General features: G+C 60.1%; 8 protein-coding genes and 4 pseudogenes. 7 read left to right on the forward strand and 5 right to left on the reverse strand.

What is annotated here, in order from left to right; all coding sequences use genetic code 11:
- The 5 genes and pseudogenes from EOA24_RS12400 to EOA24_RS12425 form a co-directional block, all read left to right on the forward strand.
- Positions 1 to 238, forward strand: a 238-nt coding sequence (locus tag EOA24_RS12400; protein WP_127409819.1) for an aminotransferase class III-fold pyridoxal phosphate-dependent enzyme, incomplete at its 5' end; no start/stop codon positions are given.
- 308 nt (positions 239 to 546) lie between these two features.
- Positions 547 to 781 (forward strand): annotated as a pseudogene (locus tag EOA24_RS12410) (aldehyde dehydrogenase family protein); the annotation flags it as partial.
- 68 nt (positions 782 to 849) lie between these two features.
- Positions 850 to 1505, forward strand: a pseudogene (locus EOA24_RS12415) (IS630 family transposase); the annotation flags it as partial.
- 101 nt (positions 1506 to 1606) lie between these two features.
- Positions 1607 to 2266 carry a hypothetical protein gene (locus EOA24_RS42975; RefSeq protein ID WP_063169296.1) on the forward strand — a complete coding sequence of 220 codons (660 nt, stop codon included), beginning with the start codon at positions 1607 to 1609 and terminating at the stop codon, positions 2264 to 2266.
- A gap of 144 nt (positions 2267 to 2410) precedes the next feature.
- Positions 2411 to 2611, forward strand: a complete 201-nt coding sequence (locus EOA24_RS12425) for a hypothetical protein (protein WP_244514237.1) — start codon at positions 2411 to 2413, stop codon at positions 2609 to 2611.
- A gap of 307 nt (positions 2612 to 2918) precedes the next feature.
- Here the strand turns inward: EOA24_RS12425 and EOA24_RS12430 are convergent, their stop codons facing one another.
- On the reverse strand, positions 2919 to 3617 hold the full coding sequence (locus EOA24_RS12430) for an OmpW family protein (protein ID WP_063169295.1): 699 nt from the start codon (positions 3615 to 3617) through the stop codon (positions 2919 to 2921).
- A gap of 38 nt (positions 3618 to 3655) precedes the next feature.
- Complete coding sequence (locus EOA24_RS12435) at positions 3656 to 5818, reverse strand: prolyl oligopeptidase family serine peptidase (protein ID WP_126080676.1); 2163 nt, start codon at positions 5816 to 5818, stop codon at positions 3656 to 3658.
- A gap of 217 nt (positions 5819 to 6035) precedes the next feature.
- Here EOA24_RS12435 and EOA24_RS12440 point away from each other — a divergent pair, with 217 nt between their 5' ends.
- Positions 6036 to 6296 carry a hypothetical protein gene (locus tag EOA24_RS12440; protein ID WP_095769041.1) on the forward strand — a complete coding sequence of 87 codons (261 nt, stop codon included), beginning with the start codon at positions 6036 to 6038 and terminating at the stop codon, positions 6294 to 6296.
- A gap of 93 nt (positions 6297 to 6389) precedes the next feature.
- Positions 6390 to 6590, forward strand: a pseudogene (locus tag EOA24_RS12445) (SMC-Scp complex subunit ScpB); the annotation flags it as partial.
- A 161-nt stretch (positions 6591 to 6751) separates the two neighbouring features.
- On the opposite strand, the gene EOA24_RS41555 reads toward EOA24_RS12445, so the two are convergent.
- From EOA24_RS41555 to EOA24_RS12460, 3 genes and pseudogenes are all read right to left on the reverse strand, one after another.
- The gene (locus EOA24_RS41555) at positions 6752 to 6988 is read right to left on the reverse strand and encodes a hypothetical protein (RefSeq protein WP_063169293.1); all 237 of its coding nucleotides are present in this window, start codon (positions 6986 to 6988) and stop codon (positions 6752 to 6754) included.
- 116 nt (positions 6989 to 7104) lie between these two features.
- Positions 7105 to 7788: pseudogene (locus EOA24_RS42980) on the reverse strand (integrase); the annotation flags it as partial.
- 243 nt (positions 7789 to 8031) lie between these two features.
- Positions 8032 to 11565: an autotransporter domain-containing protein gene (locus tag EOA24_RS12460; RefSeq protein ID WP_082826570.1), complete on the reverse strand. Its 3534-nt coding sequence runs from the start codon at positions 11563 to 11565 to the stop codon at positions 8032 to 8034.
- Positions 11566 to 12339: the final 774 nt, after the last annotated feature.

Raw genomic sequence — 12339 nt, forward strand, 5'->3', positions numbered from 1 at the left:
CGGTTTCACCTACTCCGGTCATCCGGTGATAGCGGCCGTCGCCGCCGAGGCGATCAGGATCTACAGCGAGATCGATTTCGTGACCCAGGCGCGTCGTCTCGGCGATCACTTGCATGGAGCCCTCGCGGACGCGCTCGGCGACCATCCGCTTGTCGGTGAAGCCCGCGGCCGCGGCTTCATCGCGGGGGTTCAGATCGTCGAGGATCGTGCGCCCGTCGCGTCTTCGCGCCCGAGCTGAGGATCGGCGATGTCGAGCGGCGGTGCCGCGAGCACGGCGTCATGATCCGCAATATGGGAGACGTGCTTGGAATCTGTCCGCCCTATATAATCACCGAAAGCGAGATCGACCCCTTGGTTGACGGCATTCGTTCTGCACTCGACGGCGCCGCTGCTGCGAATTCCCGGGTCGGTCGGGTGGCATGAGTTCCAGCATTAAGACCGACTGCTTCACTTCAGTGGATATTATCGAGCAAACGCTCACCCGAGGGGTGCACTTCATCCGTGTCCGGTACAAAACGTCACCCATGTCTCAGGTCGGGCACGCCGCTCGCCAACGACACCGAGTTCGGCCTCGCGGCCTACTTCTACACCGGCGATCTCGGTCGCGCCTTCCGCGTGATGGAAGGACTGAAGTACCGGCGTCAATGAAGGCCTGATCACCACGCCGGAGGTGCCGTTCCGCGGCGTCAAGGAATCGGGCCTCGGCAAGGAAGGCGGCCTCCAGGGCATCGTGGATTATCTCGACACCAAACATGTCTGCATCGGCGGTCTCGGCGTCTAGTGGTTCCCGCCTGACATAGGAGTCCAATCAGAGATTCCCTTTCTGGCCTGCGCGTGCGAGTCTGGCGCATGCGCACAGGAAGATCGTTCACCGTTTCGTCGGCCGATCGCGTCCGTCTGACGGCGCTGATCAGGGATCGCAACGCCCCGCAAAAGCATGTCTGGCGCGCCGAGATAGTGCTTTTGCCCGCCGACGGCGTCGGCACCGGCGAGGTCATGCGCCGCATCGGCAAGTCGAAGACCGACGTCTGGCGCTGGCAGGAGCGCTTTGCCGCGGAAGGCTGTGACGGGCTGCTGCGCGACAAGACGCGACAGTGGCGCATTCCGCCGCTCGGTCCCGATGTCGGCGAGCGCGTCGTGGCACTGACGCTTGCCGATCCGCCGGGCGAGAGGACCCACTGGACCGCCGACATGATGGCGCAAGCCGCCGCAATCAGCGCCAGCGCCGTCAGGCGCATCTGGAAGGCGCATGGTCTCGCACCCCACCGCTGGCGCCAGGTTCAAGCTCTCCAATGATCCGAAGTTCGTCGACAAGTTGCGCGCCGTCGTCGGCCTCTATCTCGATGCGCCGGCCCATGCCATCGTTCTGTCGGTCGATGAAAAGAGCCAGATCCGGCGCTCGACCGCACCCACCCGGCCTGCCGATGAAGAAGGGGCGGCTCGGTACGATGAGGCACGACTACAAGCGCAACGGCACCACCACCCTGTTCGCCGCCCTCAACGTCCACTATTGTCCCGTTGACGAGAATATCATCTTAGTTGCTTGTAAAAATTTGTTCTCCACTTCCGTCTCCATCGTATCTCAGTCAACGCGATGGAGCAGGAAATGACTACAAACATTGTGAAACTGGAAGAAGGCAGGGCAATCGGCTCTAATCGTGACGTGCCGCTGTCAGATCATGAGGCGGAAGCCCTAGGGCATCTTGCGGTGGCGCTGAGTGGCATTTCGACGACCATTCGGTCCGCCGCCTACAAACACGCGCTAAACTCTAGTCACGCGATGAAGCCCCTAAAGGAGACGGAGGACGCGCTTACCGACTACGACGCCTTGGCGAGGGCGGCGGGCCGAAAGCAGCCGAAAGCGGCGGAGGAGGACGACAGGAAGGGGGACGCCCTAGCGAGAGAGGCCGCCGCACAGGTCAGCAGGGTCGATCAGACCCGATCTTCCCGCTGGAGCAGACCGCGAAGGGTACCGGTGGCATCAACGGACTACGTTCGGCAGGTGGTCATGGCAGATAGTCAGCTTGGAGCAGTGTCGGCACTGGTAAACGCGCGGCGAGTGGCTCCAGAACGCTTCCATGCTTCTGTTCCCAGTGTAGATAATAATCCGGATGCTCCGCTTCTGACCTCTTTTTCGGACTATCTGAGCAGGGTGTGCGGACTGGAGTCAAAGTCCCGCGAAGGCGTTCTCCTGGGCAGCCGCCGCTTTCTGGATTGGTTCCATCACCACCATTCCCGGCCAAGCCCTCGGCGCGTTGACGGCTGAGCATGTCCTTGCCGCTGTCGAACATCGGCTGTCACTATCGGCGACCTCCGGTACCCGCACCGGCAGCAACTTCTCACATCGTATTGGGCTGGCCACCACGACCAGAATCTCGCGCGCGTCGTCCCCAGGACGCCCCACTGGCGTTTGGCTCATCTAACCCTCGAACTCGGCTACGGCCCGTCGACGGTCTTCTTCACATGGGTCGGATTCGACGAAATGGACGAGGTCACAGGCGACGGCCATGCTGAACTGCTCGACGACGGCTCCATCGACATCACCTTCTATCACAACGGCGACGAGGCAATCCTCAAGGCCAAACGGGACACTTCTTCAACGGCCTGCTAGGAGATCCGTGTTCGCCTTGCGCTGACAAAGAAGCTCACACATGACGTCCGGGAGACGATGCTGGCAAATGGTCTGGCTGAAGCATTCCACCCACAATACCAAAGCCCGTCCCGATCCAAAGCGCTTCTAAGCACTCCACCTCAGGCGCAAGGCCGGTTGGCCAGTGCATCTTCTTGGTCCGCCGGAAGAGAACCCCGCCCGACAATAGCTTCATGAGGTCTTGCGCTGCAGTGTCGACCGTAAAAAAGGGCGCGCGAGGCGCCCTTCATTTAAACCGGCAGTCGGGAAGCAGACTTCACTCTGATATTCAAAAGCGGTAGGTGACACCTGCGCCTATCAGCCAGGGATCGAGCTCCGCCTTCCCCGTCAGCTTCGCGCCGGTCACCGTGACGTCGAAGTCCGGCTTCAGGAAAAGCTTCTTCACGTCGAAGTTGAGGCCCCAGTGCTGGTCCACCATGTAGTCGAATCCGACCTGCAGCGCCGTGCCGAACGTGTTCTTCACCTTGAGAGCATCAGCGCTGCCAGTGTCCTGGTTGTAGAAGATCGTGTAGTTCACGCCGGCGCCGACATAAGGCTTGAACGCGCCGAGATCGGTAAAATGGTACTGCAACGTGAGTGTCGGCGGCAGCAGCCAAACTTTGCCGATGTTGCCCAACCCTCCGATCGTCCCTTGGCCCGCGATGTTGGCATAAGTGGTACCGAGTATGAGTTCGGCGGCGATGTTGTCGGTGAAGAAATACGAGATATCGAGTTCCGGCGTCACCGTGTCCGAATACGAAAGACCGGAGCCGGGAAGCGTATCAACGTAGCCCAGATCTTTCGTAACGACGCCCAACGCCCGCAGGCGGACCTGCCAAGGGATTGGCGCTTCGGTGACCGAGGCTCCCGTCTCCGCCAGGACGGTCTCTGCTTGCGCAGGCTCCGCGGCGACGGCCTGCTGTCCCACCATGATCAGGGCCACCGCCGCTGCTGTTGCCCGCGCTACGCCCATTCGCGTTCTCGCCATGAGATTCACTCCTTGATGTTCAGAAAGGATGCACTGCACTATTTCGTCTCCTGCTCGAATGAATTGTTGATGGACCTCAAATGCCCCTCTTGCGTTGCAACGCGTTCCGCCGTCTCCGGAGGGTGATCGTTGAAGCCGATTGCGCTGCGGAGAAAATTGGTGCCTAGACTGATGAATGCGGCTTGCTCCCGATTGTCCTCGCCGCAGCCGTGCCCGCCTGCGCTGGCCTCGTAGAAGTAAGCGGGATAGCCAAGAGCCTGCAGTTTTGCGGCCATCTTGCGCGCATGGCCCGGATGGACGCGGTCGTCGCGTTTCGTGGTGGCGATCAGGATAGGCGGATAGGGCTGTCCCGGCGCTGCGGCGTGATAGGCGGAGATTTCCTTCAGGAAAGCCCAATCGTGAACCTTGTCCGGATCGCCATATTCGTCGATCCAGCTCGCGCCCGCCAAGAGCTTGGTGTAGCGACGCATGTCGATAAGCGGTGCTGTGCAGAACAGAGCCCCGAAATGCTCAGGATAGCGGGTCAGCATGTTTGCGATCAGCAGGCCGCCATTTGAGCCACCCTCGGCGGCAATCCGCCTCGGCAGGGTGATGCCCCTTCGCACGAGGTCGGAGGCAACGGCGGCGAAATCGTCGTGGGCGAGACGCTTGCCCTCCCTGCGCCCGGCTTCGTGCCAGCGGGTGCCGAACTCGCCGCCGCCGCGGATGTTCGCCTCGACACACGTGCCGCCGCGCTCGAGCCACAGCTTGCCCAGCGGGGAGTTGTAGTAGGGCAGGAATGATACGCCGAACCCGCCATAAGCGGAAAGGTGAATCGGAGCATCTCCGTTCCCGTTCGCCGGACCAACCTGCGTATAGGGGATCAGCTCATGATCGATAGAGACTGCCTCGTGGCGCGTGACCACCAGTCCGGATGCATCGAAATTCTCCGGGCTGCGCTTCAGGATTGCTGAAGCGCTGAGAGACGGCGCGGCATTCAGATCGAACAGCAAGAGCTGCGGCGGCGTGATCGGATCCTGAGCACAGATCAGGACCTCTCCATTGGTCTCGTGAACTGCCGCATCGAATGACCAGACGTCGACAGTACCTTCGGCGGGCAGGGTGTTCAGGACTCGGCGCGTCCATTCCTGGTGGCCGGGAGTGAACATCTCGAAACGCGGTGCGAGATTGACGAGGTAAGAGATAATGAGCTTCCCGTCATTCCAGAAGAATGACTGCATGGAGCGCCTTTCCCCTGGTTGAAACAGGGTCTCAAAAAGGCGTCCGCCGGCGAGGAAAGTGGAAAGCGAGATGACGATCAGCGCGTCGGCGGGATGGGTGGTGCCTCCCACCGTCCAGGGCTTGCGCGGCCTTACCGCCAGCCAGTCGCCGAAGACCCGCCACGACGCGTCGCGAGGAAGATCGATCTGCCTCCTCGGCCCGCTCCTATCGCCGATCCAGCTGATCTTCTCGAAGAAGGCCGGCTGCTCGATGAACCAAAGGCGCTCGCTGCGGCCGGTGCGGTCCGAATGACCAGACACTTGGAAGCTTTCGAACCCGGCCTCGAAGATTGCCGGCGTGGTGAGGGGATCCGCGTCACGCTTCCACAGTCGAACTGTGCGCGCATAGCCGGAGCGGGTGGCCATGCCATTACCAAGCGCACTGGAAAGCAGAAGCGTGTCAGGGTCCAGCCAATTAACGTAGCCTTTGGCCTCGGGGAGGTTGAAGCCGTCGGCGACAAAGCTCAGAGAAATCAGGTCGAATTCGCGATGCACGACCGCGTCGCTGCCGCCGCGCGACAGGCGCAGAACGGCTCTTTCCCGTCTCTCCGGCTCGATGGACGCGCCGTCCCAGATCCAGTCCTCTCCGTCGCTAGCCGCGAGAGCATCCAGATCGAGCAGTAGCTCCCATTGGGGATCCGCCTTCATGTAGGCGGCAAGGGTGGTCCGGCGCCACAGTCCGCGTGGATTACCGTCATCTCGCCAGTAATTGTAGAGGTACTGACTACGGCGCGCGATCAGGGGAAGATTGTCGCGATTGTCGAAAATGGCTGTCAGAGCCGCGCGGTCGCGCTCGAACTGCGTTCCACCGAAGTGCTTCAGAGTCCTTGCCGATTGGCCGGCGGCCCAGGCAAGTGCCCGCTCGCCCTCTACATCTTCAAGCCAGACATAGGGATCGTCGTCGGGAGCATCAAGCGTTGGACGGACATCAAATGCGTTCATGTCCGGACAGCCTTCAGAAAGAAGGGATAGAGGCTTCCGTCGGCTCGGGAACGCTCAGTGTCGGTAGCGGCGCCCACATGTTCGAAAAGCGTGATCATTGATGAGTTCTTCCAGTCGGTGCGGCATCGCAGTGCTTTTGCGCATAGGGCCGCAACCTTCGTGCCAACTGGGAAAATCGTTTCGGAACAATGCGATCGCTCTGGAAGCGTTGTGTCACATGTCCGACATCGTCGAGAATCCGACAACGAGTGCTCCTCCTAATCACCGGATCAACCTCCGGCGCCAGTCGTGGACACTGTGCAGAACTCGAGAAGTGAAGCTCATTGGAGTGAACCTGGTTGACGCCCAACATCTTCGCTCTGGAGCGCTTCACGCACACGGATTCATGGCAGACACCATGATGCGATCGATGCTGTTAGAGACCAAGCTGGCTGCGCCTGTGAGTTTCAGCCGCCAGCTGGAAGCAGCGGAGTTCTGAGGAGAAGGGTGGGGGGCCCAAGCCCTGCCGCAATCTTGGCCTGCACCGTCCCCTTGATTGTTGTGGGTCAACGTCTGCCTGCCCGCTGAATTTGGCACGCCTTACACCTACGTCACGACCAAGACCTTCCTGTTGCACTTCGGCCTCGACACACTGCGGGATTTGCCCGATTTCGAGGCGATTGAGGTTGCCGCGCTGCTCAGCAAGGAGAAGCTGCTGGCGGGCGATACTCCCATCGGGCTGGTGAGTGGTGGAGGAGGTGAGGAGCGACACTCCAAGGCCAGGACGGGCTAGCGCAGCAGATACATGGAAGTAATCGCTTGATATGAGCGGTTGAGAGTCGAATCAGGGAACTATGCGATCACTATCGATAAGAGGTGGCAATATCGATCGTGATTGTATCGGGCCACTCTACGGCGAAGGAGGCGGCAACTTGTGTCTCCGACCCGAAACGATTACCTTGCGGCCATTATGAGCAAGCATTTGGCATCCGTCTTGACGACGTGAACGCGCCCTGCAGCGTACAGCTGGACGACGCGGCGCTGGCCGATTGCTTTGCGGATCTCGATTTGGCCAAGCAGCATCCCGCTCATGTCAGCGCCTTTCTCGGCGAGGTCCCTCTCGCCCAGCAAGTCGAGTTCGCAACCGCGCACCACATTCGCGGTCGACGAGATGAAGGCTTTTGCCGCCAAGTTCTCTGCCTGGTCCGGCGAAAGCTATCCGCTCGCCGCATAATGGCTGGACATGATAGCCGACGCCCGTCCCGAATGGCGGCGGCTTTTTCGTATTATATCGACCTGATCGACAAGATGCGGCGGAACAGGGGTCCACGTGCGATGCGGCCAAAGCGGATCCAGCTCTCGAGCGCGACTACGGGGTAGGTGTGGTCGCTGGAGCCGCGGCCGACCTCGACCTCGCGCCAGCCGGTCTTGCCGCGCAGGGTGACCAGCAGCCCTTGCCGTCAAAAATCTCGATCCAGCTGGCGCCATCGCTGTTGTCGTCGCGCATGACGTCGAGACCGACGATCTCGGAGCGCCGCAGGCCGCCGCCACAGCCCAGGAGCAAAATAGCGCGGTCGCGCAGGCCCTGAGGTCGTGGCCGAGCGTGGCGATCATCGCCAGCAGATCGTCGCCAGGACCGCCTCTTTCTGCCGCGGTGGCTTTGCGTGCTTGCGGCGAATGCCGGCAAGAACCTTATAGATATGCCGCTCCGCGCGGTCCAACGGCCGGCCGCGCTGGGTAAAGTTCCAGGCGAGGCCGGAAAGCCGCCGCTCGATGGTCGCAAACTAAAGGGCAGGGGCGCCACGCTTCGGATCGCCGGCGGCGGTGCCCGAGGCACAGGCGCTGATATTGAGCCTGATCACCTTCGAGCCCGGAGGCAGGGGATCGAAGCCAGCGCGCCGGCACCAGGAGGAAAAATGCCGCCAATCCTTGGGGTAGGCGTCGCGCGTGTTCTCCGAGGTGGCGTTGTAGCCCCTCGCGGTCTCGACCAGTTCCTGGACATGCGCCGGGACTCTTTGAGCCGGGTCTCCATCTCCTTGTAGAGCTTGTCAAGCTCGCCATCGACTGGCTTCAGGTCGTCGATTGAACATTGCGTCATCATAGGCTTTGTGCCTTGTTGTAGCAGGCATCGTCCGTTCGCGCGGCGGACACAGACATCACCGTCGCTGAGCCGAGAACGACGGTAAAAGAAAATGCACTCACTGACTTCATAACCAATCTCTTTTGCGGGTGATTTAGAAACGGACGCCGAGCTTGGCGCTGAACCCGTGTGTCTGGGCATCCGAGGCGATCTGTCCCTGATAGGCGATGCCGAACGTCGCGTTCTCGGTGATGTTTACGTCAAGCCCAGCTTCGAGCAGAGCTGCGTTCTTTGCGATCGGCACGCCCTTGATGGCGAAGGAGGAACCGCCAGCAAAGGCAAGAGCGGTATCCGGCCTGACGTCGCCGAAGGCGTGGCGCCAGCCAAGACCGCCGCGCGCGGTAGCAGTCACGGTGCCGAGGGTCAGTACCGTCGACGCACGCAGACCTAGCGTGGTAAACGCCGTGTCGCTCGAGCGATCCCCGCTCGACAAGGCGGCTGCGCCGCCATTCTCGGTGAAGCCATCGGCGTCAAAATTCACATAAGCGAGATTAGCGTAGGGCTCGAAGGAAGCCGAAGCCGTATTGATACGGTAGCCGAGCTCGCCAAAGGCCTGGAACGTGCCGGCGTCGTAATCGGCCGAAAGGCTGTCGGCGAAGCCTGGAAAGACCACGGACCTGCCGGTCTCGATGCTGTGCCAGGTATAGGCAAGGCCGGAACGAAAACCGAGATTGCCGTTCTGCGTGCCGGCAAAAAGACCGAGATGGTAATTCTCGCTCGAGCCCGACGACGCGCGATCGTCCGCCTCCAAGGAGGTATGGCTGTAGCCGCTGATGAGGCCGAGCCGCCAGCTTTCGCCGACAGCCGCGTCACCGCCAGCCAGAAAGCCGCCTGTCGAGTGATCGAGACCGGCGGCATTGCCGTCGCTGTCGAGATGACCCCAGGCGCCGAAGCCACGGCCCCATACGGCGAAATTCTCACTCGTTGCCGGGGCCAGTTCCAGACCACCCAGCCCATAAGTCATCACCGGAACGCTGGAGGCACCGACGCCGTCGAACGCCGCACGGATCCGTTCGCTCGCGGCATCGCGTACAGAATGACTGTCCTCGATGAGGCCGCTATGAATGGAAGCATGAACCTCGCCTGATAGCATATCGAAAGCGTTGCGGGCTTCCGGCGCCGTCAGGAACAGGATGTTGTCCTGGATCGGATTACCGCTTCCAAGCGCCTGAGCCGCTGCGGCGACCGAGCGTTGATTGAAGGTGCTGGCTACATCGGCAAACGCCGTCGATGTGCGGCTGATATCGAGATAGACATTGTTGGCATCGTAGACGAGCTGGAAATCGACGAAGGGCGTCGCGTCTGTCGCCAGAGCCCCCGTCAGCCCGCCATAGGTGCCGCTTACGCCGCCTGCTGCGGAGAGCAGAGTATATCGGGCATCGACCGATAGCGTTCCCTGCCGCAGCAGCTCGATCTGCGCGCCGCTGTCGATCGCCGCTGCTCCGCCAACATCGATGAGATCGGACGACCTTGCGAGGTCGACCTGATAGATCGATCCGGACTGCTGCGCGAAATCGCCCGTGACAGTCAGTGTGGTGACGATCCTGCTCGGATCGGTCGCACTGCCAGGAGCGACCGTGCCGCCCTCGGAAATGGTGACCGCACCGTAGGTGCCGCCGCCTGCGACGACACCGCCGCTGTTTGCGATAGCCGTGCCCCCGATCTGCCCGTCATTCCCGAGAAAGCCGGACGTGGTCGCATCATGGGAAAGCACACCTGTATCGGCAAGCAGCAATCCCGCGCCGGAACCGACCGTCGTCATGCCGGAAAAATTGTTCTTTCCGCTCAGCGTTTGCACGCCACCGGCAACGAATAGTTTGCCGCCCATATTATTGTTATCAACGTCGAGGTCGTTGATGCTGCCGGCGAACGTGTCGTTCGAATCCGTTAGCACCAGGGTACGCTTGCCCAGTTCGACCGTTCCGCTGCCACTCAGGCTACGAATACGGGCATCGTTGTAGGCGTCGGAGATTCCCCAATAGTCGCTGCCATTTCCATGTTCGGAGATATCGAACGTGCCGTCTGCAACGACTTTCGCTGACCGTTGGATGTTGCCGAGCCCCGCAAGCGAGAGATAGGCATCCTGAGCAATATTCGTCTCGCCGGTGTAGGTGTTGACATTCGTCATCCGGACCACCGTCTTTGTATCAAGCGTCAGCGATCCGGAGCCGGAGACGACACCCGCTATGCCGAACCCGCCCTCATTCCCCATGCTCGTCGTGATCCTGCTCAGACCGGTCCCTTCGGGTGCGGATGAATCGGTAGAGAAGTTGCTGGCAGTGACGAAATGTGACGTATAAGCGGTATACTTCTTCTCCAGATCGAAAATGACCGATCTGTTTTTGAAGAAGTCAAGACCGGCAACAAAACTGGTCTGGTCATTGGGTTGTTCCGTCGTGCCGCTGGTGTAGGTGAAGTCGATATTGTCCAGCCTTACCGGATCGCCATCCGTTCCTGCGATTGTAACGCTCGGGATGTTGCCCGATGCGCTTACGATCTCGCGTTGCTCATTTCTCCGAACATTTTTAAGTTTGACGCCCGCATCCTGAAATTGCTTCAGCATCGCATCACTGATCTCCAGACTGCCACCGCCCGGTGTGCCGGTGTCGAGCAATACCGCGGTCTTGTTGGGGTCGGTGATTGGTGGGGCTCCATCCTTAACCGTGTACTGCAGATTGTAGCTGCCTTCGTATTCGGTCGAGGCATTGGCGCCAGAGCCAGGAAAATTCTGATAAGAATCCTGATCTTTTTCCTCGGGTTCTCCCCATGGCATGGCATTAGTATATTGGGCCCGGAGGCTTGGATTGAGGTTGACAATCGTGCAGGGGGAACAGCCAGGCGTTTGGTCGCTCTCGGAATCCGGATTCACATTGGCGGAGACCACGTAGCCAGACCTGGTGACACTGCCCATCATGCCCCAGACACTTGTCTTGCCAAGAAAATCGCCGGCCCCGAATGTACCTGCGAAATCGCCGCCTTCGTCTGCCATCTTGCCAGCGGTCATTTTCGCCCGCTGCTCCTTATCGGCGTGATAAGGTTCTTGGAGATCCTGACCATACATATCTTTAAGTCCATCCGTCACGGATCCCGGCGTGCACTTAAGATTGTTGTCCTTGCAATACGCATGGGTATAGACAAAATCGAGAATGCGAGCAGCCCGGTATTTCTTATCGCTTACAGACGGCCCGTCGATTGTTATCTTTTGATCTGGATCGACATATGTAAATTTATCAATTTCCACGTTCTGAAGCTTATTACCATACGTTCCGTCCCCGTACGTATATACGTAAGGCGTGTCGGCAATCGGGCGGACCCCGGTCACCTCTGACCCGATCTGCGTGTTGAGCTGGTCCGAGCCCGTGTCGAATACGTATCGCTGCGCGTTGCCATTGTTGATCTTGGCCCAGATGCCCAGGCGGTCATGGCCTTCCCCGACATACTCCAGCGGGATCGAAATCGGGTCGTCGGCCAACGCTTCTCCAGTTGGAAATGCTACCAGACCCACCCCGAGAGACACAGCCGGCAGGAATACCGTCGTCATCGCGGTGGTTGCCGCCAGAAAGTTCTTTGTCCTGAAACAAGCCTGCATACCTGGTCCTCGAAAAAGTCTCGCAAACTGATTGTTCATTGGAACGGCCTCCTGAATTGTTTAACGAGACCCTTTATGGCGGCCCTGGCTGACAACAGCCTGAAAGCTGCAAGCGGCCTGCGAGAATGGGGCGATCCTGAATGACGACAGGTGCTGTCAACAATGGATGAGTGCTCGGCCTGAAAGCTGAGCACGCTTTATGCTCAGGCTGCTGACAAGGCCAAAGCAGCGTAAGTGCGGAGTGAAATCCAAGGTCCACATGGGTCGTCGCGCTTCCCGTGCGCCTGGGAAGGCGCCGGCCCGGCCAAGCTTTCCCAGATCGTCCGGATGGCGCACAAGATACCGGTTCAGGTCGATCGAGATGGAGGCCGAGGCGTATGCCAAGGCGGTCGACTGCCTGACGAAAGATCAGAATGCGTCGCTGGCGCTCTACGATTTCCGCCGGCAGCGAGCTCAGCTCCTGCCGGGCATCCGTGTTTACTGGCGACGAGACACAAGATGTGCCCAAATTGCCACCAGACCGTCACCTGCGATGAGTTTCGGCAACTGATTTTGTCCTTTCAATCGTCGCCACTTCCTGGCCGCGGCCAACATGGGCCACTCGAAGGCAGCAGACTGGCGGCTATATGGACGGGCTGTGAGCCCGCACCGGAGACATTGGCGAAATCTACGATCTCTATAGCAACGTCAAGGAGAAGCGCGAGGTGTTGCAGATGTGGTCAAATCACATCGAATGGCTGATCAAGCAGGCTGCGGATGACGCTCTGGCGGCGTAGCTGCTGGCATGGGCGGAAGATGCGGCGCAACAATCGT

The sequence above is a fragment of the Mesorhizobium sp. M2A.F.Ca.ET.039.01.1.1 genome (genome assembly GCF_003998035.1).
Classification (GTDB): Bacteria; Pseudomonadota; Alphaproteobacteria; order Rhizobiales; family Rhizobiaceae; genus Mesorhizobium.